This window comes from Streptomyces sp. NPDC002643, from assembly GCF_053592555.1.
This window is the reverse complement of sequence record NZ_JBSFVY010000004.1, coordinates 393,420-418,451: the sequence shown is the minus strand read 5'-3', so window position 1 is coordinate 418,451 and position 25,032 is coordinate 393,420. Positions and strand designations below refer to the sequence as shown.

20 protein-coding genes and 1 tRNA gene are annotated in these 25,032 nt (G+C 69.7%); 12 read left to right on the top strand and 9 right to left on the bottom strand.

The window, feature by feature from the left end:
* The first annotated feature begins 111 nt into the window (after nt 1-111).
* Both ACWD4G_RS08810 and ACWD4G_RS08805 read left to right on the top strand, forming a co-directional pair.
* Nucleotides 112-621, top strand: a complete 510-nt coding sequence (locus ACWD4G_RS08810; protein ID WP_451291599.1) for a YwqJ-related putative deaminase — start codon at nt 112-114, stop codon at nt 619-621.
* Nucleotides 622-887: 266 nt separating this feature from the next.
* A complete protein-coding gene (locus ACWD4G_RS08805; protein WP_451291597.1) occupies nt 888-1,382 on the top strand; it encodes an SUKH-3 domain-containing protein in 495 nt (164 codons plus the stop codon).
* 229 nt (nt 1,383-1,611) lie between these two features.
* Here the strand turns inward: ACWD4G_RS08805 and ACWD4G_RS08800 are convergent, their stop codons facing one another.
* Nucleotides 1,612-2,949, bottom strand: a complete 1,338-nt coding sequence (locus ACWD4G_RS08800; RefSeq protein ID WP_451291595.1) for a sensor histidine kinase — start codon at nt 2,947-2,949, stop codon at nt 1,612-1,614.
* A gap of 218 nt (nt 2,950-3,167) precedes the next feature.
* On the opposite strand from ACWD4G_RS08800, the gene ACWD4G_RS08795 reads away from it, so the two are divergent.
* The 6 genes from ACWD4G_RS08795 to ACWD4G_RS08770 all read left to right on the top strand — a co-directional run bounded on the left by ACWD4G_RS08795 (nt 3,168) and on the right by ACWD4G_RS08770 (nt 7,943).
* Nucleotides 3,168-3,238, top strand: a tRNA-Gln gene (locus ACWD4G_RS08795).
* Nucleotides 3,239-3,374: 136 nt separating this feature from the next.
* The gene (glmU, locus tag ACWD4G_RS08790) at nt 3,375-4,823 is read left to right on the top strand and encodes a bifunctional UDP-N-acetylglucosamine diphosphorylase/glucosamine-1-phosphate N-acetyltransferase GlmU (RefSeq protein ID WP_451291594.1); all 1,449 of its coding nucleotides are present in this window, start codon (nt 3,375-3,377) and stop codon (nt 4,821-4,823) included.
* A 107-nt stretch (nt 4,824-4,930) separates the two neighbouring features.
* Complete coding sequence (locus tag ACWD4G_RS08785; protein ID WP_451291592.1) at nt 4,931-5,911, top strand: ribose-phosphate diphosphokinase; 981 nt, start codon at nt 4,931-4,933, stop codon at nt 5,909-5,911.
* A 204-nt stretch (nt 5,912-6,115) separates the two neighbouring features.
* Nucleotides 6,116-6,709, top strand: a complete 594-nt coding sequence (locus tag ACWD4G_RS08780) for a 50S ribosomal protein L25/general stress protein Ctc (protein ID WP_451291590.1) — start codon at nt 6,116-6,118, stop codon at nt 6,707-6,709.
* 69 nt (nt 6,710-6,778) lie between these two features.
* A complete protein-coding gene (gene pth / locus ACWD4G_RS08775) occupies nt 6,779-7,381 on the top strand; it encodes an aminoacyl-tRNA hydrolase (protein WP_451291589.1) in 603 nt (200 codons plus the stop codon).
* A 28-nt stretch (nt 7,382-7,409) separates the two neighbouring features.
* Complete coding sequence (locus ACWD4G_RS08770) at nt 7,410-7,943, top strand: hypothetical protein (RefSeq protein WP_451291587.1); 534 nt, start codon at nt 7,410-7,412, stop codon at nt 7,941-7,943.
* Between the two features lie 110 nt (nt 7,944-8,053).
* On the opposite strand, the gene ppc is transcribed toward ACWD4G_RS08770, so the two are convergent.
* On the bottom strand, nt 8,054-10,786 hold the full coding sequence (gene ppc / locus ACWD4G_RS08765) for a phosphoenolpyruvate carboxylase (protein WP_451291585.1): 2,733 nt from the start codon (nt 10,784-10,786) through the stop codon (nt 8,054-8,056).
* A 435-nt stretch (nt 10,787-11,221) separates the two neighbouring features.
* Between ppc and ACWD4G_RS08760 the strand changes: the two genes are divergently transcribed.
* The gene (locus ACWD4G_RS08760) at nt 11,222-12,259 is read left to right on the top strand and encodes an acyl-CoA desaturase (RefSeq protein WP_451291583.1); all 1,038 of its coding nucleotides are present in this window, start codon (nt 11,222-11,224) and stop codon (nt 12,257-12,259) included.
* Nucleotides 12,256-12,933, top strand: coding sequence for a TetR family transcriptional regulator (locus ACWD4G_RS08755; RefSeq protein ID WP_451291581.1), 678 nt, complete (start codon nt 12,256-12,258; stop codon nt 12,931-12,933). Before ACWD4G_RS08760 ends, ACWD4G_RS08755 begins: the two co-directional genes overlap by 4 nt.
* 273 nt (nt 12,934-13,206) lie before the next feature.
* Here ACWD4G_RS08755 and ACWD4G_RS08750 read toward each other — a convergent pair whose 3' ends face one another.
* The 3 genes from ACWD4G_RS08750 to ACWD4G_RS08740 form a co-directional block, all read right to left on the bottom strand.
* Nucleotides 13,207-15,303: a glycosyltransferase family 4 protein gene (locus ACWD4G_RS08750; RefSeq protein WP_451291579.1), complete on the bottom strand. Its 2,097-nt coding sequence runs from the start codon at nt 15,301-15,303 to the stop codon at nt 13,207-13,209.
* A 294-nt stretch (nt 15,304-15,597) separates the two neighbouring features.
* Nucleotides 15,598-16,482: a PaaX family transcriptional regulator gene (locus ACWD4G_RS08745; RefSeq protein WP_451291577.1), complete on the bottom strand. Its 885-nt coding sequence runs from the start codon at nt 16,480-16,482 to the stop codon at nt 15,598-15,600.
* Between the two features lie 153 nt (nt 16,483-16,635).
* Nucleotides 16,636-17,493, bottom strand: a complete 858-nt coding sequence (locus ACWD4G_RS08740) for a trans-aconitate 2-methyltransferase (protein ID WP_451291575.1) — start codon at nt 17,491-17,493, stop codon at nt 16,636-16,638.
* A gap of 102 nt (nt 17,494-17,595) precedes the next feature.
* On the opposite strand from ACWD4G_RS08740, the gene ACWD4G_RS08735 reads away from it, so the two are divergent.
* Nucleotides 17,596-18,093 (top strand): MarR family winged helix-turn-helix transcriptional regulator, encoded by a 498-nt coding sequence (locus ACWD4G_RS08735; protein WP_451291573.1) that lies wholly within the window; start codon nt 17,596-17,598, stop codon nt 18,091-18,093.
* An 81-nt stretch (nt 18,094-18,174) separates the two neighbouring features.
* Here ACWD4G_RS08735 and ACWD4G_RS08730 read toward each other — a convergent pair whose 3' ends face one another.
* On the bottom strand, nt 18,175-19,047 hold the full coding sequence (locus ACWD4G_RS08730) for a LuxR C-terminal-related transcriptional regulator (protein WP_451291572.1): 873 nt from the start codon (nt 19,045-19,047) through the stop codon (nt 18,175-18,177).
* Between the two features lie 249 nt (nt 19,048-19,296).
* Between ACWD4G_RS08730 and ACWD4G_RS08725 the strand changes: the two genes are divergently transcribed.
* Nucleotides 19,297-19,752 (top strand): GNAT family N-acetyltransferase, encoded by a 456-nt coding sequence (locus ACWD4G_RS08725; protein ID WP_451291570.1) that lies wholly within the window; start codon nt 19,297-19,299, stop codon nt 19,750-19,752.
* Nucleotides 19,753-19,785: 33 nt separating this feature from the next.
* Here the strand turns inward: ACWD4G_RS08725 and mycP are convergent, their stop codons facing one another.
* From mycP to galK, 3 genes are all read right to left on the bottom strand, one after another.
* Nucleotides 19,786-21,174, bottom strand: coding sequence for a type VII secretion-associated serine protease mycosin (mycP, locus tag ACWD4G_RS08720; RefSeq protein WP_451291568.1), 1,389 nt, complete (start codon nt 21,172-21,174; stop codon nt 19,786-19,788).
* 1,539 nt (nt 21,175-22,713) lie between these two features.
* Nucleotides 22,714-23,262 carry a hypothetical protein gene (locus ACWD4G_RS08715; RefSeq protein ID WP_451291566.1) on the bottom strand — a complete coding sequence of 183 codons (549 nt, stop codon included), beginning with the start codon at nt 23,260-23,262 and terminating at the stop codon, nt 22,714-22,716.
* 183 nt (nt 23,263-23,445) lie between these two features.
* Nucleotides 23,446-24,675 carry a galactokinase gene (galK, locus tag ACWD4G_RS08710; RefSeq protein WP_451291564.1) on the bottom strand — a complete coding sequence of 410 codons (1,230 nt, stop codon included), beginning with the start codon at nt 24,673-24,675 and terminating at the stop codon, nt 23,446-23,448.
* Nucleotides 24,676-25,032: the final 357 nt, after the last annotated feature.

Here is a 25,032-nt window from a genome sequence, read left to right as displayed (position 1 = left end):
CACGACCCTCACGCAACGCCGAAGAGCGGGCGTGTCGAGCCGCCCCAGCTTCCCCACCAGGCACGCCGTTTGGCACTCTGTGTCCCCTGACGGGGGATGTAACCGGAGGGGATGAGAACCATGAGCGCCACGCACGCGGGACCGGCGGGAGACCCCCGCATCGGCTGGAGCAACGCGGAACAGCCGCACGCCCCCACCCTCCTGCACCGCCGCGACGGCATCCTGCCGACCGTCGCCGCCGCCCTCTCCGTACGCGGCGAGACCCTCACCGGCACCGCCGCGCGCGGCGACCAGCCGCCCCCGCTCCACCCCCTCGTACAGGAGTTCCTCGACTCCCTCGCCACCGACCGCCGCGACCGCTTCACCGGACGCTGCGCCGAGGCCATCCTCATCTCCCGGCACATCACCACCGCCGACGCCGCCCGCAGCAGAAGAGCCTCACGCAAGCCCATGACCAACGGCGAGGCCCGCAAGGTCCTCAAGCAGGCCAAACTCACCACCCGCCACATCCGCGAGGACGGCGACCCCCTCCACGGCGATTTCGCCGCCCCCTGCCGCTCCTGCACCGCCCTCAGCGCCCACTTCGGCGTCCGCATCGTGAACCCGGCGTTGGACGGCTAGGCCGTGTCTTAGGCGCTACCGGCGGCCAGGCTCCTCCGGGGAGGCGGCCCGTACGTACGACCGCCCCCGGGTCCCTCCCGGCAGGGCACCGGACGGCCGAACGGGGCACCCAAAAGCCACTCCGGGCAACCGAACGCCCCTTACCGCCGTCTCCCAAAGCCCACCCCGGAAATCACCGAACCCACCCCAGGCCCACAGAATCACCTGGTACGGATCACCAGGTACACCGCCGCACCCACCATGAACCCCCGACGAACAAAGGGAAGATGCACACCGACCGCACCTCGACGACGCGCTTCTCCGTACCCGTCGACGCCGCCCTGCGCGCCGCCGGCTGGCAGCCCGGACGCTGGGACATAAAGCAGGCCGAGATCTGGGCCGACACCCTCCGCGAACATGTCTCACCCGCCGGCCACCGCCACGCCGTGTTCCCGGCCGCCGTCGAGGCATGGGCCGAGTTCGGCGGCCTCCGCCTCACCGCGCAGGGTCCCGGCCGCCAACTCGCCCCCGTCGGCCTCCACCTCGACCCCCTCCACGGCCTCCACATGGCCCGCACCCTCGGCGACCTCGGCCGCGCCCTCGACACCGAGGTCGCTCCGCTGGGCCACGAGACCGCCACGCAGGCCCTCCTGGCCATCGACACGGGCGGCCGCGCCTACGCCCTGGACCACACCGGCGACTGGTACCTCGGCCCCACCATCGACGCGGCCCTCACCACCCTCCTGACCGGCATCGACCCGGTACGCCTGACCGCGGGCTGAGAGCGCCTGACCGCGAGCCGAGGGCGCCTGCCGAGAGCCGAGGGCGCCTACTCGCCGTAGAGCCGAGGGCCGTGGGCGACTACCGGTCCGACGTGGCCGTTCGCGCAGCCCCGCGCCCCTTTGATGCGCTCCGGCGGCTACGAACTGCGGGCAATCATGCCGTCGTAGCCGCGGGCAATCGTGCCGCTGGGGCGGCCCCACGCCGCACGCCCCCTACACCGCAGGCCCCCTACGCCGCCGGAATCACCGCCGACACCCGAAATCCCCCCGCCTCGGTCGGCCCCGACACGAAAACTCCCCCCAGCCCAGCCACCCGCTCCTTCATGCCGAGCAACCCGTTCCCCCCGCTCGGCAACCGCGCCGCCCCCGCCGCCCCCGGCACCGGCGGCGGCCCGTTCTCCACCTGCATCGCGATCTCCGCCTCCCGATGCGCCAACCTCACATGCGTCTTCGCCCCCGCCGCGTGTTTGTGCACATTCGTCAACGCCTCCTGCACCACCCGATACGCCGTCTGCTCCACCGCCGCCGCATACACCCGCACATCCCCCTCCACCGACAGCTCCACCACCATCCCCGCGGCCGCCGACTGCCCCACCAACTCCTCCAACTCCGCCAGCCGAGGCCCCTCCCCCGACTCCACCTCCACCTCGGCCCGCGAAGCCGCCGCCGCGGCCGCCTCCCCCACGGCCGCCAACGGCACGGCCACCGGCTCCCGCGAAACCGACGACAACGCCTCCCCCGACCGCAGCACCCCCAACATCTCCCGCAACTCCGTCAACGCCTGCCGCCCCATGTCCCCCACCAACGCGGCATTCCGCACAGCCTTCTCGGGGTCCTTCCGCGCCACCGCCTGCAGAGCTGCCGCGTGCACCACCATCAGACTCACCCGGTGCGCGACCACGTCATGCATCTCCCGCGCGATACGGGTCCGCTCCTCCCCCCGAGCCCACTCCGCCCGCTCCTCCGCCCGCTCCGCGAGCAACTGAAGCTCCCGCTCCAACGAATCCGCCCGCTCCCGCAACGACTCCATCAACCGCCGCCGCGCCCCCACATACAGCCCCAGCAACACCGGCGGCGCCGTCAGCCCTATCGCCACCGCCAACGACACGAACGGCGCGAACCACTCCCCGCCGACCCCCGCCTCACCACTCACCCCACCCTGCGTCGTCTGCACGAACCACACGATGAAGACCCCGCAGAACGCCATCCCCGACAGCGCCCCGATGATCCGCCGCGGCGCCTCCGAGGCCGCCAACGTGTACAGCCCGACGAGCCCCATCAGATACCCCATCTGAGCGGGCGCGACAGCGACGAACACCAACACCACGGCAACGGGCCACATCCGCCGCACCAGCAACACGGACCCGGCGGCGGCCCCGAAAACGACCCCCACCCCCACCGGCAACCCGGCGCTCCCCGCGAAGATCTCCCCCTGAATCGCACACTCGACCGCCGACACAGACGCCAGCCCCCCGTCGAGCAGAGCCCCCCGCCACCGCTCCCACCACCAGGGGCCCGCCCGGCCCTCCGTCCCGGCCTGGGTGCGGTCTTCCCCCGTCGTGGTCATAGCCCAAGCCTACGTTCGAGCGCCCCCGCTTTTCCGGCGAGTTTCCCGTGCCGGACGAAGCGGCCGAGCAGGCGGTGGGCGAGTCCTGTCGAGGCCGCCTGGTGATCAAAGTCCCAGGGGGGTGCCGACTTGTACCGTCGCATCGAGGGGTCCTGGTACGGCATAGTGGAGTCCGCGCGCGAAGCCGATCACCAGAATCGGACATGGCGCGCAAGCCATCCCGGATCGTCTAAGGGCAGGACAAACGGTTTTGGTCCGTTGAATGAGGGTTCGAATCCTTCTCCGGGAGCCCACAGCACACACGACATCGGTTCGGGTCCTGACCAAGACAGACGGGTCAGGGCCCGCTCACATTTCCCCCTCACGACGCCCCGGTATCCTGCGGATGTCCACACCCCAGCCATCCACAGCCGAAGGGCATCCCCGTGAGCGCAACCCGCCCGGCAGCCGTCGTCGTACTCGCAGCGGGTGAGGGCACCCGTATGAAGTCGGCCACACCGAAGGTCCTGCACAGCATCTGTGGCCGCTCCCTCGTGGGCCACGTCCTCGCCGCCTCGCGGGAGTTGGACCCGGAGAACCTGGTCGTCGTCGTGGGACACGCCCGCGAGAAGGTCGCCGAGCACCTCGCCGAGATCGACCCCGGCGTCCGTACGGCCGTCCAGGCGGAGCAGAACGGCACGGGGCACGCCGTACGGATGGGCCTGGAGGCGCTGGGCGGCGTCGTCGACGGCACCGTCGTGGTCGTGTGCGGCGACACCCCGCTGCTGACCGGCGCCGCTCTCCGGGCCCTGGCCGCCACCCACTCCACCGACGGCAACGCGGTGACCGTGCTGACGGCCGAGGTCCCGGACGCCACCGGTTACGGCCGGATCGTGCGGGACGGGGCCTCCGGCGCGGTGACGGCGATCGTGGAGCACAAGGACGCCTCCGAGTCGCAGCGGGCGATCCGCGAGATCAACTCGGGGGTGTTCGCGTTCGACGGCCGGCTGCTCGCGGACGCGCTGGGGAAGGTCAGGACGGACAACAGCCAGGGCGAGGAGTACCTGACCGACGTGCTCGGGATTCTGCGCGAGGCCGGGCATCGGGTCGGGGCGTCGGTCGCGGGTGACCACCATGAGATCGCCGGGATCAACAACCGCGTACAGCTCGCGGAGGCACGGCGGATTCTCAACGACCGGCTGCTGACCGAGGCCATGCTGGCGGGCGTCACAGTCGTCGATCCCGCCACCACCTGGGTCGACGTGACCGTCACCTTCGAGCAGGACGCCGTCGTCCAGCCGGGTACGCAGCTCCTCGGGTCCACGCATCTCGGCGAGGGCGCGGAGGTCGGGCCGAACAGTCGGCTGAAGGACACGAGCGTCGGGGCCGGGGCCCGGGTCGACAACACGGTGGCCGACGGTGCGGAGATCGGGGCGCAGGCGAACGTCGGGCCGTACGCGTATCTGCGTCCCGGTACACGGCTGGGGCTGAAGTCGAAGATCGGGACGTATGTCGAGACCAAGAACGCGAACATCGGTGAGGGGACCAAGGTCCCGCATCTCTCCTATGTGGGTGACGCGACGATCGGGGAGTACTCGAACATCGGCGCGGCGAGTGTCTTTGTGAACTACGACGGGGAGAACAAGCACCACACCACCGTCGGGTCGCACTGCAAGACCGGCTCGGACAACATGTTTGTGGCGCCTGTCACGGTCGGGGACGGCGCGTACACGGCCGCCGGGTCGGTGATCACGAAGGATGTGCCGCCCGGTTCGCTGGCCGTGGCCCGTGGTCAGCAGCGGAATATCGAGGGCTGGGTGGCCCGTAAGCGTCCGGGGAGCGCGTCGGCGAAGGCGGCCGAGGCGGCCTCTCGGCAAGGCGAGAGCGAAAGCTGACCGGAAACAGGTGCGCCAAGGACGTCGTACCGTGATAAGTGCACACCCGCACCCCAGCTGAGCGGCTGTTGTCCGCCCGGCTGAGAAACCTCTGAGGAGACAGTGCTGTGACCGGGATCAACACGACCGGCGAGAAGAAATTGATGTTCTTCTCCGGCCGCGCCCACCCCGAGCTTGCCGAGGAGGTCGCCCAGCAGCTGGGTGTCGGGGTCGTCCCGACGAGGGCCTTCGACTTCGCCAATGGCGAGATCTATGTGCGCTACGAGGAGTCGGCCCGTGGTGCGGACTGCTTTGTGATCCAGAGCCACACGGCTCCGATCAATCAGTGGATCATGGAGCAGTTGATCATGATCGATGCGCTGAAGCGCGCGTCGGCCCGTTCCATCACCGTGATCGTGCCGTTCTACGGTTACGCGCGGCAGGACAAGAAGCACCGCGGACGTGAACCGATTTCTGCGCGTCTGGTCGCTGATCTGATGAAGACGGCGGGTGCGGACCGGATTCTGGCGGTGGATCTGCACACGGACCAGATCCAGGGCTTCTTCGACGGTCCGGTGGATCACCTGTTCGCGTTGCCGCTGCTGGCGGACTACGTGGGCGAGAAGGTGGACCGGGCGAAGCTGACGGTGGTCTCTCCGGACGCGGGCCGGGTGCGGGTGGCGGACCGTTGGTGCGACCGTCTCGGGGCGCCGCTGGCCATCGTGCACAAGCGGCGTGACAAGGACGTGGCGAACCAGGTGACCGTCCACGAGGTCGTGGGTGAGGTCGAGGGCCGGATCTGTGTCCTGGTCGACGACATGATCGACACGGGTGGCACGATCTGCGCCGCCGCGGACGCGTTGTTCGCGCACGGCGCGGAGGACGTGATCGTGACGGCGACACACGGTGTGCTGTCCGGTCCGGCGGCGGATCGGCTGAAGAACTCGCGGGTGAGTGAGTTCGTGTTCACGAACACACTGCCGACGCCGAACGAGCTGGGGCAGGACCTGGACAAGATCAAGGTGCTGTCGATCGCGCCGACGATCGCGAACGCGGTGCGCGAGGTGTTCCAGGACGGTTCGGTGACGAGCCTGTTCGACGAGCAGTAGAACCGCCTGGGGTTCCTCTGTGGCCCTGTGGAGATCGTTTTGGGTGTGGCCTCCCTCGCCGAGTAGACTTCCGAAGTTGCTCGGCGAGGGAGGCCGTACCTGTTGTGTGGCAGGTGTGGCGGTCCGTTATCGACGCGCTCTTCGTAGCAGGCCGTTCGTGGCCGGGTGACCCGTCCGTATCTACCTCTACGAGGAGTGATCGTCATGTCCGAGGTGAAGCTCGCCGCCGAGACGCGCACCGAGTTCGGCAAGGGTGCCGCGCGCCGTATCCGTCGTAACAACCAGGTTCCGGTCGTGCTGTACGGGCACGGTTCGGACCCGCTGCACCTGTCGCTGCCGGGTCACGACCTGCAGATGGCGCTGCGTACGCCGAACGTTCTGATCGCGCTGGACATCGACGGCAAGAAGAGCGAGCTGGCGATCCCGAAGGCCGTGCAGCGTGACGCGATCAAGGGCTTCCTGGAGCACGTCGACCTGCTGCTGGTCAAGCGTGGCGAGAAGGTCACGGTCGAGATCCCGGTGCACACCGAGGGTGAGCTGGCGGCGGGTGGGAACCTGCTGGAGCACGTGCTGAACGCGCTGCCGGTCGAGGCCGAGGCCACGCACATCCCCGAGGCCGTGACGGTCTCCGTCGAGGGTCTGGAGGCGGGTGCGTCCGTGCTCGCGAAGGACATCACGCTGCCCAAGGGTGTCACCCTGGCGGTCGAGGAGGACGCGGTGGTTCTCCAGGTTCTGGCCGCGCAGGCGGAGGAGCCGTCCGAGGAGGCCGGCGAGGGCGAAGAGGCCGCGGAGGCCTGAGCCTCAGCTGTAGGCGAGACTGTCAGCCGCCGTTCCCTCCTGGGAACGGCGGCTGCCGCGTAAGGAGACATGGACGTGACCACCCCTGCCAATGACCCTTGGCTCATCGCCGGACTCGGTAATCCCGGGCCGGAGTATGCGGCGAACCGGCACAACGTCGGGTTCATGGTGGTGGATCTGTTGGCCGAGCGGATCGGGGGGAGGTTCAAGCGGGCGGGGAAGGCTCAGGCTCAGGTGGTGGAGGGGCGGATCGGGCCTCCGGGGCCGCTGAGCCGGCGGGTGATTCTCGCCAAGCCGATGTCGTTCATGAATCTGTCGGGTGGGCCGGTGAACGCCCTGCGGGACTTCTACAAGGTCCCCGTCGCCCAAATCGTGGCCATCCATGACGAGCTGGACATCGATTACGGGACGCTGCGACTGAAGCTCGGTGGTGGTGACAACGGTCACAACGGGCTGAAGTCGATGACCAAGGCGATGGGCCCCGACTACCACCGTGTGCGCTTCGGAATCGGGCGCCCACCTGGTCGTATGCCGGTCGCGGACTTCGTCCTCAAGGACTTCTCCTCGGCCGAGCGCAAGGAGCTGGACTACTTCGTGGATCGGGCAGCGGATGCCGTGGAATGCCTGGTCATCGAGGGGTTGGAGCGTGCTCAGGGGACGTACAACTCCTGAGGGTTGACCGACCGGTGTGCCATGGCCAATGATCCCCGCCATGCCTGACACCAAAGCCACCGCTTCTCGTTCGCGGCGCCGTCCGCGCTCGGACGGCGGCGGCGCGTCGACCGCGCTGCGGTACGGGCGGCTGGGGTCGATGGGGCTGGTCGCGCTGCTGATTCTGATCGCCGGGGTGTGGGGTTCGTGGCCCTCGGCCCAGCATGTGATGCTCAGCAAGGGGCGCGAGCAGGGGACGATGACCGTCTCGCGGTGCGACGACGAGGTCTGCTCGGGGCCGTACGAGCCGGTGTCGACGGGGTCCACCGCTCGGGAGAAGGTCACCATCGAGAAGTCCGTGGCGGTGGAGACGGGCAAGACGTACACGGTGGTCGTGAAGCCGGGGAGCAGTGAGGTCGTACGGACCGGGCCGGCGGGCATGTTGTACGCCTGGGTGCCGCTCGGCGGTGCCCTGCTGCTGGCCTCGGTGGTCGTGGCGGGCGGTCTGCGGATGACCCGCTCGGCATGGGTGCTGGGCGGTGCCGGGCTCGCCCTCGTCACGGCGGCCTGGGTGGCCCTCTGAGCCCCGGCCCGCGTCGAGGACGTCCAGGGCCCACCGCGGACGGCCCACCACAGACGAACGGTGCCCCCATGGTCGTACGACCGTGGGGGCACCGCTGTGTGGAAGGGGGGTCAGCCGGTGTTGCGGAGGCCGGCCGCCACGCCGTTCACCGTCAGCAGGAGCGCCCGGGACAGCAGCGGGTCGGCGTCCTCCCCGGCGGCTGCCGCGTCGCGCTGGCGCTTGAGCAGGGCTACCTGGAGGTAGCTGATGGGGTCGAGGTAGGCATCGCGGATGGAGAAGGTCTGCTGGAGGACGGGGTTGGCGTCGAGCAGCTTGTCCTCTCCGGTGATGCGGAGTACCTCACGGACGGTCAGCTCGTGTTCGGCCTTGATGGCGTCGAACACGTGCTTGAGGTGGTCGGGGACGAGGGTGTCGACGTAGTGGCCGGCGATCCTGAGGTCCGTCTTGGCCAGCGTCATCTCGACGTTGGAGAGGAAGTTGCGGAAGAAGTGCCACTGCTCGTGCATCTCGTCCAGGACGGTGTCGAGGCCGGCTTCGCGCAGTGCCTTGAGGCCGGAGCCGACGCCGTACCAGCCGGGCACGATCTGGCGTGACTGGGTCCAGCCGAAGACCCAGGGGATGGCGCGCAGGCCGTCGAGTCCGGCGCCGGAGTCGGGGCGGCGCGAGGGCCGCGATCCCAGGTGCAGGTCGGCGAGCTGGTCGACGGGGGTGGAGGCGAAGAAGTACGCGGGGAGGTCGGGGTCCTCGACGAGACGGCGGTAGGCGGCCTCGGCGGCGTCGCTGACGACATCCATGGCGGCGTCCCAGCGGGCGAGGGCCTCGACGGACTGGCGGGGCGCGGTGTGCAGGGCGGAGGCCTGCAACGTCGCCGCCACCGTCAGCTCCAGGTTCTCGCGGGCCAGCGACGGGACGAGGTACTTGTCGGAGATGACCTCACCCTGCTCGGTGACCTTGATCTCGCCCTCCAGGGTGCCCCAGGGCTGGGCGAGGATGGCGTCGTGGGAGGGGCCGCCGCCCCGGCCGACGGTGCCGCCCCGGCCGTGGAACAGCCTCAGCCGCACTCCGTACCGGTGCGCCACGTCACGCAGGCGCCGCTGCGCGCGGTGGATCTCCCACTGGCTGGTGGTGATGCCGCCGAACTTGGACGAGTCGGAGTAGCCGAGCATGACCTCCTGGACGTCTCCGCGCAGCGCGACCAGTCGGCGGTACGACGGGTCGGCGAGCATGTCCTCCAGGATCGTGTCGGCGGCCTTCAGCTCGTCGGTGGTCTCCAGCAGGGGCACGATGCCGATCTTGGCCCAGCCGGCGTGGAGGTCGATGAGGCCGGCCTCGCGGGCGAGGACGGTGGCGGCGAAGACGTCGTCGGCGCCCTGGCACATCGAGATGATGTACGACTCGATGACCTCGGGTCCGAAGACGGCCAGCGCCCTCTTGACGGTCTCGAACACGCCGAGGGTCTTGGCCCCGGCTGCGTCCAGCGGGGCGGGAGTGGGGCCGAGCGGGCGGCGGGACCTCAGCTCCTTCGCGAGGAGCTTGTGGCGGTACTCGCGGGGCATGTCCTCGTAACGCCAGGACTCCTCGCCGAGGCGGTCGAAGAGCTGACCGAGGGTGTGGTGGTGGGCGTCGGCGTGTTCGCGGACGTCCATGGTGGCGAGCTGGAGGCCGAAGGCGGCGAGGGTGCGGATCGTACGGTTCATCCGGCCCTCGGCGAAGAGGCCGCCGCGGTGTTCGCGCAGGGAGGTCTGGATCAGCGTGAGGTCGCGAAGCAGCTCGGCGGTACCCAGGTAGTCCCGTCCGGGCTCGTGCGGGGTGCCCTTGGCGAGGCGCTGCTTGGTGTTCTCCAGCTTCTGCCGGACGCAGGTGGCCTTGAGGCGGTAGGGCTCTTCGGCGTTGAGGCGCTTGTAGCGGGGGCTGATCTCGGGGAGGGCGTCGATGTCGGCCTGGAGCGAGGACAGCAGCTCTTCCGTCGCACCCGTGTAGCGGATGGAGTTGGAGAGGAAGCCGCGCAGCTCGTCGATGAGTTCGAGGGCGTCGTTGATGCCGTGCTCGTGCTGGAGGATGAGGACGTCCCAGGTCACCTGGGGGGTGACATTGGGGTTGCCGTCGCGGTCGCCGCCGATCCAGGTGCCGAAGGTGAGGGGGCGGGTGTCGTCCGGGAGGGTCACGCCGACCCGCTCCAGCTCGGCGGTCAGGTCCTCCAGGACGTCACCGACGGCGTTCGCGTGCAGCTCGTCCAGGTAGTAGATGGCGTTGCGGGCCTCGTCGGCGGGCTCCGGCCGTACGACGCGCAGCTCGTCCGTCTGCCACACCAGGTCGATGTTCTCGGCGAGGCGGATGTCGTAGCGGCGGCGGTCGGACTCGATGACCGGGGTCTCCAGGAGCGCGGCGATGCGCCGGAGCTTGTTGAGGACCGACCGGCGCGCGGCCTCGGTGGGGTGCGCGGTGAAGACGGGCCGTACGTTGAGGTTCCTGACCGTCTCGCGCAGGTGTTCGGGGTCGGCGTCCTTGAGGCGGTCGGCGGTACGGGCGAGGAGTCCGCCCTCGGCGGCGCGGCGGGCGCGCAGCTCGCGGCCCCGGTGGACCTGCTCGGTGACGTTGGCCAGGTGGAAGTAGGTGGAGAAGGCGCGTACGAGCTTGGCGGCGGTCTCCAGTTCGGTGCCGCGCAGCAGTTCGGCGGCGGCCTCTCCGTCCTCGCGGGTCAGGCGGCGGACGCGCTCGACCAGGGCCAGGAGTTCGGGGCCCTCCTGTCGTACGAGGGCTTCGCCCAGCAGGTCGCCGAGGCGCCGGATGTCGGCGCGCAGCTCGCTGCTGACCGTGGTGGTCTGGTCGTCGGCACTGCTCACAGGTGCGGCTCCTTGCAGTGTGGAAGCTCAGCTGGAGGGGACCCGGGTGGGGGAACGGGTGGGAGCGGACCGCGCTGTCCGACCGCCTCCAAGGATAGGTGGCCCGTGGCACGCCCAGCCCGCTAGGTGCGGTTTCGGCGGCACCCAGTGCCAGGTCGCTTCGCCAGGGGCCGCCGAGCGGGTGCGGCGGGCCGGACGTGGAGGCGGGCGTGTGGTTGCGACACATGTGCGGTATGTCCATCCGGGCGCGCAGGTCGTGCGCTCTTGCCGCCCGCCACCGCGCTGCCATACTTACGATGCCGTAGGTTACGGAACCGTAGGGACTGCCGACAGGTACCCGGCTCATCCTGGTACGGGTACCCGGCTCGTCCTGGTACCGACCGGAACCTCCCCCCACTCCCTTCTCCGCACCCTCGACCCCACAGGGGACGCCCCATGAGCACAAGTTCCGATGTGATCGACGACGCCCAGAAGGCGCCAGATGCCCCGGGTTCTCCGGGTGACGACACCGACTCCTCCACCGGCTCGGCGACGCTGGGCGGCGAGAAGAAGCGTTCGATCGAGCAGATCGCGCTGTTGCTGTTCATCGTCGTCCCGTTCCTGGCGCTGCTCGCCGCGGTCCCGCTGGCCTGGGGCTGGGGGGTGAGCTGGCTGGATCTGGGCCTGCTGGTGTTCTTCTACTACCTGGGCTGCCACGGCATCACGATCGGTTTCCATCGTCACTTCACCCATGGCTCGTTCAAGGCCAAGCGCCCGTTGAAGATCGCGCTGGCGATCGCGGGTTCGATGGCCGTGGAGGGACCGCTGGTCCGCTGGGTGGCCGACCATCGCAAGCACCACAAGTTCTCCGACGCCGAGGGCGATCCGCACTCCCCGTGGCGGTTCGGCGAGTCCCTCCCGGCGCTGATGAAGGGCCTGTGGTGGGCGCACATCGGCTGGATGTTCGACGAGGAGCAGACGCCGCAGGACAAGTACGCGCCGGATCTGATCAAGGACGGGACGCTGCGGCGGATCTCCCGCCAGTTCGTCCTGTGGACGGTGCTCTCCCTCGCGCTGCCTCCGCTGATCGGCGGTCTGGTGACGATGTCGTGGTGGGGCGCGTTCACGGCCTTCTTCTGGGGTTCCCTCGTACGGGTGGCGCTGTTGCACCATGTCACCTGGTCGATCAACTCGATCTGTCACGCCGTCGGCAAGCGCCCCTTCAAGTCCCGCGACCGCTCGGGGAACGTGTGGTGGCTGGCGGTCCTGTCCTGCGGCGAGTCCTGGCACAACCTCCACCACGCCGACCCGACGTCGGCGCGGCACGGCGTGGAGCGCGGCCAGCTGGACTCCTCGGCCCGTCTGATCCGCTGGTTCGAACAGCTGGGCTGGGCGTACGACGTGCGCTGGCCGTCACGCTCGCGTATCGATTCCAGGCGCAACACGGGTGAGGACGGCTCCCGGCACCGGAAGGCATCGGCCGAGGCGGCATGATTGACGGCGTGGCGACCGACTCCAGCAGCACCCCGAGCAACGAGAAGCAGCGGCGTACGCGGCGCACCCGGATGACGGGCGCGGAGCGGCGGGCACAGCTGCTGGAGATCGGTCGCACGCTCTTCGCGGCGAAGGGGTTCGAGGCGACGAGCGTGGAGGAGATCGCGGCCAAGGCCGGTGTCTCCAAGCCCGTCGTCTACGAGCACTTCGGCGGCAAGGAGGGCCTGTACGCGGTGGTGGTGGACCGCGAGATGCGGCGGCTGCTGGACATGGTGACCAGTTCCCTGACCGCCGGCCACCCGCGTGAGCTGTGCGAACAGGCGGCGTTCGCCCTCCTCGACTACATCGAGGAGTACACGGACGGTTTCCGCATCCTGGTCCGGGACTCCCCGATCCCGCAGTCGACGGGTTCCTTCGCGTCGCTGATCTCCGACATCGCCACCCAGGTGGAGGACATCCTGGGCCGCGAATTCAAGAGCCGGGGCTTCGACCCCAAGCTGGCGCCGCTGTACGCCCAGGCCCTGGTCGGCATGGTCGCCCTCACCGGCCAGTGGTGGCTGGACGTCCGCCGCCCGAAGAAGGCGGAGGTGGCGGCGCATCTGGTGAACCTGGCGTGGCATGGGTTGGACGGGATGGAACAGAAGCCGAGGCTTATCGGCCACCGGAAGAGCTAGCCGCTCGGCCTTGGGGGTGCCTAATGGCTCGGGGGTGCGGGTGGTTTGGCGGGTGCGGGTGGGTGGGGGTTGTTCGCGCCCACGCGGCGGAGCCGCATATTGACACAGCCCCGCGCCCCTGAAAAGCACGGGCTGCGCCCGGCTTTTCATCGGCCCGCAGGCCGGTTTTGAGGGCCGGAGGCCCGAATCTTCAGGGGCGCGGGGAACTGCGCGAACGGCCACGACGGACCCGCGGCCGCCCACGCACCCACCCCCCTACGGCGAGTGGGCCCTTCAGCCAACCTCACCCTCATCCCGAGCGCTGAGCGCCAGCTCATTGCCCACAGTGAAATACGGCTTCACCCGAGTCCGCCCCCGCTCAAAGTGCTCAAACACCTGCGCGGGCACATGATCCGTCCTCTTCCGCTCGACCACATCGCCCCCGATCCGCCCGACCGGCAGGTCCTCCGCCCCCGGCGCCGGCACCAACCGCAGATCCCACAGATCGTGCTCGCCGCTCCGCCGGTCCATGACCTCCTTGTAGGGAACGGTGAACCGGAACCCCCGCTCCCCCACCCCCCAGGCGGCCACGGAGAAGTCGTACGCCGTATCCTCCCGCGACACCACCCGCACCACAGCGGCCTCCCCCAGCCGCACGTCCCCATACAGCCGCGCGGTGACCGTCACCGTCCCGGCGCCCGTCTCGATGGTGTGGGCCTCGGCGTGCGCCGGTCGCAGCCAGGTGCGTAGCGCGAGGAAGCCGTCGTTGGTGGGGTACGGAATCCACGCGGCGACACCCCGCCGGTCGGCATCGGGCGCACGCCCGACAAGCGCGGCCTGTTCCACGAGCCGCGCGGTCAGCCGGACCCGCTTGTTGGTGCCGCGCGGCGCGACATAGCAGTCCCAGCGGCCCTCGGCGAGGGTGTGGTCGGCGCGGTGGAGGGTGGCGTGGGCCATGCCGCCGGGGGCGTCGCCGCTCGGCAGTACCCGTACGCGGACCTCGCGCTTGGCGGGGTCGCGGCGCATACGGGCGATGAAGTCGAGGGGCCCGGCGGGCAGTTCGGCCGGGTCGAGGAGGACGGTCACGCCACCGTCGGCGGTCGCGCGAGCGTGGGCCGTGGGGGCGGGGACGCTCTCCCCGGCGCCGGCGGCCGGCGCGGCCTCGGGGCGCTTGCGGCCGAACCTGGCGAGAAGGGCCGAGAGATCCCAGCGGCGGCCGCGGGAGCGCCGGGCCCCGGAGAGTTGCTCGAAGAGGGCCTCGTAGCGGCGGGCGATGGCGTCGGGGGCGTAGGTCTCGGCCTTCTTCAGGGCGCCCGCGCCGAGCCGCGCCCGCAGCTCGCTGTCGGAGACGAGCCGGTTGAGCGCGTCGGCGTAGGCGTCGACCGTTCCGTCCCCGTCGAGCGGTACGAGCAGCCCGTCCTCACCGTCGGCGATGATCTCTCCGGGGCCGTGCGGGCAGTCGGTGGCGACGACCGGGACACCGCAGTGCATGGCCTCGACGATGGTCATGCCGAAGGACTCCATGTCGGAGGAGACGGCCGCGACGGCGCCCTTGGCCCACTCCGTCTCGATCCGTGAGACCGCTCCCATGAGGAACGCGCGGTCGTGCAGCCCGAGCCGGTCGATGTGCTCCCGCAGATTCGCCTTCTCGGGGCCGCGCCCGTAGAGCCTGAGGGTCCAGTCGGGGTGTTCGGCGGCGATCTTGGCGAAGGCGTCGAGGAGTCGGTCGTACCGCTTGATCGGGATGAGCCGGCCGGCGGCGACGATGACCTTGGAGTCGAGGGTGGACTTCTCGACGGCGGGGTCGTGGACGCCGTTGGGTATGCAGACAATGGTGGTGCTGACGTCGGGGAGGGCGGCCCGGTACTGGGCGGCATCGGCCTCGGAGACGGTGACGAAGGCGTCGAGTCCGGCGACGGCCTTGTTCTGGTGCTCGCGCAGCAGGTCCTTGTGCTGGTCGAGGCTGAGGTGTTCCTGACCGACGCGGAGATAGCGGCCGCGGCCGTCGCGGGCGAGATAGCCGTTGAGGTCGGGGCGGGTGGCGATGACCACGTCGGCGTCGGTGCGGGCGAGGAAGTCGCCGATGCGTTCGTCCTGGAGGGCCGTGTACGGCAGGGTCTTGGAGTTGACGGCTCCGGTGTCCCGGAACATCGTCGGCGGCAGCTTGGTGAGTTCGTTGTCGCCCTCGTAGCCGGGGTGGTCCTTGCGCATGTCGATGAGCGAGGTGAGTGCCACGCGCGGGTCGAACGGCAACGCCGGTTCGTCGCGGACCCGGTGGACGCTGACCACCTCGACGTCGTGCCGGTCGGCGAACGCGGCCGACAGGCTCGTCGTCGCGCGGATGGTGCCGCCTATGCCGTAGGCGTTGTTGATCAGAAAGACTATTTTCACGTGTGTTTCCCCCTGGGGCCCGGCCCTGGGCAGGGGGCGACAACGCCAGCGGACCCACGGACGGGTCGGCCGGAATTCCCCCTGGTCGCAGGCAAACTCCCCGATTTCCCCGTACCGCTGGTCGAAGTCAAACAAAAAGTGAACCGAGGATATAGCTCGCTCAAAGGAGAGCCAAAGAACAATATCAGCCACGTGTGCGTTAGAAGACCGGAGTTGGGGGTAGAAGAGGGCACCAGAATCGGAGTATTACACTCCGTTTAAGCCAACTCCCTTTTTCATCAAGGGATTTGCCTGCTAGGCGGGAGTAGTCAATACAGTGGGCGCGGTCGGCGCGGAACGCAGCGGTGTGGTCTCCAACACCTCCGCCGCCATCCGTCCCGCCGGACCGGCGGTCCCCTCGGCGATTCGACGGAACGTCTCCTGGGCCCGGCGCGCGGGCCACCGCTCGGGCAGATGCCGTACCGGCAGCCGGGGGTCGGTGCGGATGACGCGCAGCCACTCGGCGACCAGTCGCAGCCGGGTGGCCATCGGGTCGGCGGAGTCGAGGCCGGCGGCGTTCCACCGCTGGTCGAAGGCGGTGTACCGGGCGGCGAGGGCGTCGAGGTCCCAGCTCTCGCGGATCATCAGCCCGATGTCCGTGAACTCGTCGGCCCGCGCGTGGAACACCTTCACATGCGCGTCGAGACCCAGCTCCGAGACGATCTCCCGTACGTCGACCCGCCCCGGCGCTATCCAGAGCCCGCTGTAGAGCGCGCCGAAGCCGGACCAGGTGAGCCGGGAGCGCAGATCATGGCGTTGCCGCTGCCAGGACTCGGGGAGGGAGAAGCCGAGGAGGGTCCAGGTGCCGTCCCAGTTCTCGTTGACGGCGCCGTCGCGCCAGATCCGCTGTCCGCCGTCGCGCAGGATGTCCCCGGCGTGCGGGGTGAGCCCGAAGAACATCCTGCGCCCCTCGCGCTGCCGCCGCAGCAGCCCCCGGTTCACCATCCGGGTCAGCGTGGACCGTACGGCCTGCTCACCGGTGCCGACCCTGCCGAGCACATCGATGATGCTCCCCGAGTAGACCCCGAGATCGCCCTCGCCGCGGTCCAGCACATGGTTCCCGAAGAACGCCAGCACGAGCGACTGCGGCCGCAACTGCGGCGACTCCACGACACCGATGTCCAGGCTCTCGTCCTCCACAGCGGACAAGCGTACGGGGCACACGACGCCAAAGGTAGGCGCTGATCTATCGACGGTCGATAATCTGCACAACATCATCATGGGGGAGGCAGGCTCTGCGCCAGACTCAGGCTGCGGCTGCGGCTGCGGCTCCCACCGTGGCCGCGACGGCGACTACGGCTTGCGCGCGACGACGAAGATGCGGCGGAACGGGAACGGGGTGCCATGGGCGGTTGCCGGATAGGCCGTGCGCAGCGCCTCGCGGTACTCGGCGACGAACGGCTCGGCGTCCGCGCCCAACTCGGTGAGGATCGGGCGCAGCCCCGTCCCCTTCACCCAGTCGAGTACCGGGTCCTCGCCCTGGAGGAGATGCGCGTACGTCGTCTCCCAGGCGTCGACCTCGCAGCCGAGGTCGGCGAGCGCGCCGAGGTAGTCGACCGGTGTGCGTACGGCGTCGTCGTGCCGGAGGACACCGCCGAGCCGGTCCCTCCACCTCCGTGACTCGGCGAGTTCGCGCATGAGGAGATGGCTGGGCGAGTCGAAGTTCCCCGGCACCTGAAAGGCCAGGACGCCGCCGCCGACCAGCCCGTTCACCCACACCGGGAACCGTTCCACATGTCCGGGCACCCACTGGAGGGTGGCGTTGCTGACGATCAGGTCGTACGCCGCCCCGCCTCCGTCGCCCCCTTCACCCTCCCCGGTCTCCGCAGGCTCCCATGCCCCCACGTCGGCGTGCGCGAAAACGAGACGGCCGCCCCCGCCCGTCGGCCCCTCATGCTCCGCGTGGGCCTTGGCGAGCATCTCGGGCGAGTTGTCGTAGCCGGTGATGTGGGCGGTGGGCCAGCGGTCGGCGAGGAGGCGGGTGACGTTGCCGGGGCCGCAGCCGAGGTCGGCGATGCGGGGTGCGGGCGAGAGGAGTTCGGGGACGCGGGCGAGGAGGTCGGCGAAGGGGCGGGCGCGGTGGCCGGCGTGCCGGAGGTACTGGGCGGCGTCCCAGACAGGGGAGGCGGGAGAGCCATGCGGAGTCGTCATGTCATCCACCCTCCTCGGCACTTATCTCGACGTCAAGAGATTCGCACCCAATACCCTCGATATCAAGAGACTTCACATCGACACAACCACTACACTGATCGTATGGAGGACGAGGTCGATCGGCTGGTCGCAGCGTGGCGTCGGGAGCGCCCCGACCTCGACGTGGAGCCGCTGGAAGTACTCAGCCGGGTGAGCAGACTGGCCCGGCATCTGGATCGTGCGCGGCGGCTGGCGTTCGCGGAGCATCAGTTGGAGCCGTGGGAGTTCGACGTCCTGACCGCGCTCCGGCGGGCCGGGTCGCCGTATCAGCTCTCGCCGGGTCAGTTGCTCACACAGACGCTGGTGACGTCGGGCACGATGACGAACCGTATCGACCGTCTGACGAAGAAGGGCCTGGTCGAAAGGCTGCCCGATCCCAGTGACCGCCGAGGTGTTCTGGTCCGTCTGACGGAGGAGGGCCGGGACCGCGCCGACCAGGCCCTGGCCGGCCTCCTCGACCAGGAACGAGCGATCCTGGTGGAGCTCTCCCGAGCCCAGCGGGGTGAACTGGCGGGACTGCTACGCCAGTTGACGGCACCGTTCGACAACATACCGGGCTGAGCGGCCCTCACACCGCTGCTCCCCTCCGGCGCCCTCGCTCCCGTCAGGCGCTGCTGCTCCTCTCACACGCCACTGCTCCCCTCAGGCGCTGCTGCTCTCCTCCGGGAGGATGCGGCCGCCCGGGCCCAGGTCGACGGGGCCCACGCCGGCGCGGCGGGCGAGGGCGACGGCGGCGAGGGTGGAGTGGACGCCGAGTTTGCCGAGGACGTTCTGCATATGGGTGCGGACGGTGTGCGGTGAGAGGAACAGGCGCTCGGCGACGGCCTTGCGCCCCAGCCCCGCCACCATGCACCGAAGCACTTCGCGCTCACGCGGTGTGAGGGATTCGACGAGACGCTCACTCTCGGTGCGGTGCTTGCGCGCGGCGGTCAACTCCCGCAGAACTCCTGTGAGAAGGGCGGGCGGCAGATGGGTCTCGTCGCGCAGCACCCCCCGGATCACGGTGAGCAGCCGCGACAGCGAACAGTCCTTGGCGACCCACCCGCATGCCCCGGCCTGCAACGCGAGGGCGGCCCGCCGGGGATCGTCCTTCTCGGCGAGGACGACGGTCCGTACGCTCGGCTGTCCCGAACGCACCCCGGCGACCAGCGAAATCCCGTCGACGAGCCCGTCGTCGCCGCCGTCCTGCCTGGGGTGGGGTACGGCGGCCATGGGCAGGCCACCACCGGTGCCGTTGGCCTGCGGCACGGCAGTCGGACGTACGCCGCCGGCGCCACCGCTGCCGCCGCCACCACGGCCGAGGCCGATGCCCGGGGCATGGGCCCCCAGATCGGCATCGACAAGAAGCACGTCGAACTTCCGTCCCTCCGCGGCGGCGCGGTCGAGGCAGCGCAGCGCGGCGGGGCCGCTGCCGGCCGCGGACACGTCGACGTCGGGCTCGGCGGCGAGGGCCGCGGCGAGCGACTCGGCGAAGATACGATGGTCGTCGACGACCAGGACTCGGATGCGAACCACAGAAACCCCCACTGGTCGGGGGACGGCCGGCGCGGATACGACGCCCGGAGTGTTCCCCGGTCTACACCTGGGACGGGGCCGCAGCCACACGGCCGCCGCCGTGCTGAACCGCTACCCCCACACCGGGCGTCGTACCCGACTTTGTCTCGCCCCCTGATCGGCACCGGCCCCCACCGGTGCTGTTCATCAGGGTACGGCCGGGGGCGGGGAGGGGAAGGCAATTCGCAGAACTGACTGGCCAGCACGTTTATGGTGTGCCACATGTTTCGTATTGAGACAGAAGTCGACAAGGAACGAAGCCAATTGCTGCGTTCGCGACTCCGCGCCACGAACACGGCGGCCTCGCCGACGCTACGCGCCCTCCGCGGAACTCCGGGTGAACGCGAACTCCCCCTCCACGTCTGGGCCCTGACCGACTCGGGCGACCTGGCCGGCGGCCTGGTGGGCCACACCTGGACCACCTGGCTCCACGTCACCTACCTCTGGGTCGCCGAACCCCACCGGGGCGCGGGCCTCGGCTCCCACTTGCTCTCCACAGCCGAAAACCTCTCCTCCGAACAGCGCGGCTGCCGGGCCTCCCGCCTGGAAACCTGGGACTTCCAGGCCCCCGACTTCTACAAGAAGCAGGGCTACGAGGTGATCTGCGCGATCCCGGACTATCCGCCGGGGATCACGGAGTACACGCTGACGAAGCGGTGGGGCTGACCCGGTCCGGGCCGCGTCCGCCCCTCCGAAGGCTCAGCCGGGGCCGGGGCCGGGGTGCTGGCCGGGAGTGACGTTGCTGTTGGGTGCGCTGTGCGGGGCGTAGGGGGATGGCGGGTACTGGGCGGCCGGGTACTGCGGTTGTCCTGGCGGGGGTGCGTAGGGGGCTGTCGGGTGCGGTGCCGTGGGTTGCGCGGGGCGGCGGTTGCGGACGAGGACGAAGACCGCGGCGGCGATGCCGAGCAGTGCGACGACCGCGGCCGCGGCCAAGACCATGGACAGCATGTTGTTCTCCTTGGAGGGATCTGAGGCTGCCGCCTCCTCGGTGTTCTCGTCCTCCGCCGGGGAGTTGTCGGCGTCGGTGGCCGAGGGCTGAGGGGACGGTGAGGCTGCCGCCGCGAGGTCCGGGAGCGGGTACTCGTCGGCCGGGCCCGGATCGCCGGGGTTCTGCAGGGCGATGCGGGGGCGGACGATGCCGTACCCGATGGAGTCGTTGCGCTCGGAGCCGTCGGTGGGGGCGCCGATGGTGTTCAGCATGACTCTGAGGACCTGGTTGTTGGTCCAGGTGGGGTGTTTGGACCAGATGAGGGCGGCGCTGGCGGAGGCGAGGGCGGTGGCGTCGCTGGTGCCGTTCGACTTGCAGAAGCCGGTCCCGCCTGTGCACGCAGCGACGATGTCCTCTCCGGGAGCGGCCATGTCCACCTGAGGGCCGTGCTGGGATTCGGCGGTCTTGCGCAGGTCCCTGCCGATGGCGCCCACGCCGACCACGCCTGGGGTCGCTGCGGGATACTCGAGTTGGTTGGCCTCGTCTCCGCTATTGCCAACCGCAGCGAAGATCAAAGACCCTTTATCCAACGCATACTTGACCGCCTCTGTGAGCTGCGGCGAACCCTCATTGCGTCCCAAAGAGATGTTGATGACCTGGGCACCCGCGTCCACGGCGTAGCGAATCGCCTTCGGGACGTTTTCGTTGAACCGCTTGTTCCCCTCAGCTTGGTTGGCTGCCATGCCGGACTTCGGCATGCGGATCGGGAGGATCTTCGTGCCGGGAGCGAGTCCGAACGAGCCCGTTCCACCGCCGTAGGCGCCGGTCCCAGCGATCAAGGCAGCCATGCCGGTGCCATGTCCGTCGTAGTCCGTGTGCTCATCACCGGACTGGTTCTCCGCGTAGTCCCTTCCCGGCAGGACCTGCCCCTTCAGGTCGGGTGTGGCAGGGGAGACCCCGGAATCGATGACAGCTACCGTGATCCCCTTACCAGTGCTGACCTGCCACATCTGCTCGGCCTTCATGGCATCGAGGAACCACTGTTGTTCGCGGATCGTCTCGGCGTGGGCCGGTGCACCCGCGATGCCCACCAGCAGCATGCCGAGCATCACCGACGCCACAGCACGACGGTGCCCGGGTCGCGGGCTGGTGGTACGCATGAGGTTCACTGTCTCCGTTCCTGGATACCCATCAGTCGATGACCGGTGGCACGTTAGGGCCGTTACCGCGCCGTTGAGTCCCCTCGTCCACGGCCGACCGGCGCGACTGCCCCTTCCTGTCGGCCGTATCCGTTGAGGAGTTCGGCCGAGGCGATCGGAAAGCGCCCGTGTCTCTGTTCTCGCCCGGGCGAGCCGTGACCGGTGTCCCCCCTACTACACCACCCCGCGCCGCATTTGAGGCGGTTGCTCCGGGTGTGGTCGACCCCGTCCCGATCACACCTCCAGAGCCGGGCGCCACACGGCCTGTTCGCTGCGGATTGCCACCGATGACACCACCATTCGAGGGTGTAGGACGATGGCCAGCGGTGGGGCCCTGCGGGCCGAAGGCTCGTCCCGCAGGAGTCGTCGTACCGGCCGCGGGGCCGATCGGGGTGCGGCCTCCGGCCGGTCCAGGCGCTCCGACTACGGTCCCGCGATGGGTCACTCCGGTCTGCCCGCCCAAGGGCGGAACGACGGGGCGTCCTCCGATAATGCCGTTACCGCCGGGTACACGCCCGGCATTCGACGAAGGGCCCACGGGGCCGGGCATCTGAGGCACGCGACCAGTCGCCACTGACCGGCCCTGCGCAGGCAGACCGCCAGGAGGCATGCCAGGCAAGGACGGGATCAAACCAGGCTGTGTTGAAGGCCCGGACCCGTCCGGTCGCCCTGGACCAGGCGGACCACTTACTGGTCCCGTCGGGGCCTGTCTGTCTGGGAGTAGCGTTTCCACGGAGTCCATAACGAGCCGTGTAGAAGGCACGTCCTCCAACGGCGAGACTCGGGGTCGTCCGGAGGCATCTGACGCTCGCCGAGCATCAGAGGTCGAGTCGAGGTTCCGACGCGAATCCACCGTCGTGGGTTCGCTCCCCGAAGAAGCGCTCTGCGAAGAAGCACCGGGAGAAACAAAGACTGCTCCGTCCTGACGGCTTTCTCCCTCATCCGGCACCAACACCTTCGGCGGCGGCGCGAACTTCGGCCTCTCCAACGCGTTCAGCTGTACGGCCGAGAACTCGTAGGCCTGGCCCAGTTTGATCATTTCGTCCGCTGCTTGGAGGCGGACGTTTTCCTTGTTGGCTGCCAGGGCCGCGAGTTCGTCGGAGGACTTGGTGGAGATGGTGTCCGCGTCGGGGTCGTTGGGGGCGGAGGCGGCGGCCACCAGGTTGCCCTCCGCGCTTTCCGTCGTGCGGGGGATCGCCGCCTGGGCCCGGGCGATCGCGTCCGACGCCTGGGCCAGCCATTTCGCCGACTCCACGCTGAAGTCGCCCAGGCGGAGGGTGGAGTTGGCCAGGTCCGCCGTCCAGGTGCGGAACGCGTCCGCGCCCTCGCCCTTCCATTCCACCCACTGGGGGCGGACCTTCAGTTCCTCGGCGATCTTGTGGATCTCCTCGGCCGCCTTCGCCAGGCGGTCGGCCGCCCCCTGTACCGTGCCGCTGTTCGCCTGGTCCAGCCACGCCAGCATCTGTTCGTGGCTCATGTTCTCGAACGTGCCGCCCGCCATCAGATCGTGCCTCCCACGTCGCCACCCGACGGTGCCTGCTCCGACTGCGACTCATCCGTCCGGCGAACGCCGCCGCCCCCGCCTTCGGACCGTGCCGGCAGCTTCGGTCTGTACGCGCCGCCGTAGTGCTCCGTCGTCTCCGCGCTGATCGCCACCATGCGGTCGCGGATGTCGAGGTCGATGTTCTGGTAGCCCTTGTGGGAGGCCATGACCGCGATGCCCACGCCCTCCATTGAGTCGGACAGCAGCTTCGAGAGGTTCTCCAGCTCCGTGATGACCGTCTCGTACGCCGTGAACAGGCCCGCCGCCTCCGCCCATTGGCCGTTGCCACCGCCGAACTGGGCGCGTACCAGCTGCTCCTGGCCCACCTTCCCGGGGCCGGCGTCGGAGTCCTTGAGATCGTCGATCAGTTGGTCGATGCGCTTCTTGAACGTCTGGAACGACGACAGTTCCGTGTACACGTCCGTGGCCGTGTCCTGTACGGCGTCCCACACCCCGGACATCCACGAGGGGCCCGTTCCACCGCCCGACCCGCCCCCGTCCACCATCACTGCCCTCCCCGCAAGCCAGCGTCTCACCCATAACTTTAACTATTTGCTGTGACAGTGTGGTGGCCGGGGCGAGCGGAGCGCATGTGGGTTTCAACGGCATCGGCTTTCGCTTCGGCAACAGCAAAGCGGCGGCACCCGGACTCCTCCGGTGCCGCCGCCCGCCGTTTACGGCTCAGTTGGTCAGGCGATTCGTCGCGCCCCCGCCGACGGCACCGCCACGAACACCCTCGGTGCCGTGAACTCCGCTGCCGCGAAAGCCTCCTGTACCGCCTTCGTCACCGTGTCCGCTTCCGTCGACTCGACCAGGACGATCGCCGAGCCGCCGAAGCCGCCGCCCGTCATACGGGCGCCCAACGCGCCGGTGGACACGGCCGTGTCCACGACCAGGTCCAGTTCGGGGCAGGAGATGCGGAAGTCGTCCCTCAGCGACGCATGGCCCTCCACCAGGATCGGGCCGATCGCACGAGTGTCGCCCGACTCCAGCAGGGCGACGATCTTCTCGACCCGCTGGTCCTCCGTCACCACGTGGCGGACCAGGCGGCGGACCTCCTCCTCGTCGCCGAGCCGGGCCAGTTCCGCGTCCAGGTTCTCGTACGCCACGTCCCGCAGCGCGTCCACGCCCAGCAGTGCCGCGCCCTTCTCGCAGCCCGCCCGGCGCTTGCCGTACTCGCCCTCGCTGTGGGAGTGCTTCACCTGCGTGTCGACGACCAGGAGTTCCATCCCCTCCGCCGCCAGATCGAAGGGGATCTGGCGCTGGGCGAGGTCCCGGGTGTCCAGGAACAGGGCGTGGCCCGCTTCGCAGCACGCCGACGCCGTCTGGTCCATGATGCCGGTGGGGGCGCCCACGTAGACGTTCTCCGCTCGCTGGCACAGGCGGGCCAGTTGCCAGCCCTTCAGGGAGAGGTCGTAGAGGTCGTTGAGGGCGAGGGCCACGACGACCTCCAGCGCCGCCGACGAGGACAGGCCCGCGCCCGTCGGGACCGTCGACGTCAGGTGGACGTCGGCTCCCGTGATCTCGTGGCCGGCCTCGCGCAGGGCCCAGACCACGCCCGCCGGGTACGCCGTCCAGCTTCGGTCGGACTCGGGGGTCAGACCGTCCAGCGGCAGCTCGACCACGCCGCCGTCCACGTCGGAGGAGTGCAGGCGCAGGACGCCGTCCTCCCGGCGGGAGACCGCCGCGACGGCGGTGTGCGGGAGGGCGAAGGGCATGACGAAGCCGTCGTTGTAGTCGGTGTGCTCGCCGATCAGGTTGACCCGGCCCGGCGCCGCCCACACCCCCTCCGGCGCCGCCCCGTACAGCTCCTCGAACCGCTCGGCGACGGCGACGGCGACCTCGACGGCACCGTCGCCAACGGTCTCGACGCCGCTTCCGGCGCCGGCCCCGGTTCCGACCTCTACGGCCTCGCTCATGCCCCTGACCCTGACCTTTCCGTACAACAAAACAAAGAGAAACACCGGCCGGCGCGCGCCTTACCCGCCCGGCCCGCCCGGATCGGCCTGACCCGCCCGGCCTGGCCCGCCTCGTCAGCCGGTCCGGCCCGTCCGGCCCGTCCGGCATACGTCCACACGACCGACCAGTCCGACCAGCCCGACCGACTTCACTGACCGGCGCGACCGGCACAGCCAACCGCACCAACCGGCCCGACCAGCCAACCGACCTCACCGGCCGGCCCGGCCGACCCAGCAGCCAACCTCACCAACCAGTCCGACCAACCCGGCCAACCTCACCGACCAGTCCGGCCCGACCCGGCCGACCCGACCGACCTC

Bases quoted from the DNA above. Each gene is read 5' to 3' on its own strand.
- ACWD4G_RS08800 (WP_451291595.1), bottom strand. From the start codon at position 2,949: ATGACCACGACGGGGGAAGACCGCACCCAGGCCGGGACGGAGGGCCGG.
- ACWD4G_RS08770 (WP_451291587.1), top strand. From the start codon at position 7,410: ATGATCCCCGCCATGCCTGACACCAAAGCCACCGCTTCTCGTTCGCGG.
- ACWD4G_RS08735 (WP_451291573.1), top strand. From the start codon at position 17,596: ATGGAGGACGAGGTCGATCGGCTGGTCGCAGCGTGGCGTCGGGAGCGC.
- ACWD4G_RS08755 (WP_451291581.1), top strand. From the start codon at position 12,256: ATGATTGACGGCGTGGCGACCGACTCCAGCAGCACCCCGAGCAACGAG.
- pth (WP_451291589.1), top strand. From the start codon at position 6,779: ATGGACGTGACCACCCCTGCCAATGACCCTTGGCTCATCGCCGGACTC.
- ACWD4G_RS08760 (WP_451291583.1), top strand. From the start codon at position 11,222: ATGAGCACAAGTTCCGATGTGATCGACGACGCCCAGAAGGCGCCAGAT.
- ACWD4G_RS08805 (WP_451291597.1), top strand. From the start codon at position 888: ATGCACACCGACCGCACCTCGACGACGCGCTTCTCCGTACCCGTCGAC.
- ACWD4G_RS08740 (WP_451291575.1), bottom strand. From the start codon at position 17,493: ATGACGACTCCGCATGGCTCTCCCGCCTCCCCTGTCTGGGACGCCGCC.
- mycP (WP_451291568.1), bottom strand. From the start codon at position 21,174: ATGCGTACCACCAGCCCGCGACCCGGGCACCGTCGTGCTGTGGCGTCG.
- ACWD4G_RS08725 (WP_451291570.1), top strand. From the start codon at position 19,297: ATGGTGTGCCACATGTTTCGTATTGAGACAGAAGTCGACAAGGAACGA.
- ACWD4G_RS08810 (WP_451291599.1), top strand. From the start codon at position 112: ATGAGAACCATGAGCGCCACGCACGCGGGACCGGCGGGAGACCCCCGC.
- ACWD4G_RS08715 (WP_451291566.1), bottom strand. From the start codon at position 23,262: ATGGTGGACGGGGGCGGGTCGGGCGGTGGAACGGGCCCCTCGTGGATG.
- galK (WP_451291564.1), bottom strand. From the start codon at position 24,675: ATGAGCGAGGCCGTAGAGGTCGGAACCGGGGCCGGCGCCGGAAGCGGC.
- ACWD4G_RS08780 (WP_451291590.1), top strand. From the start codon at position 6,116: ATGTCCGAGGTGAAGCTCGCCGCCGAGACGCGCACCGAGTTCGGCAAG.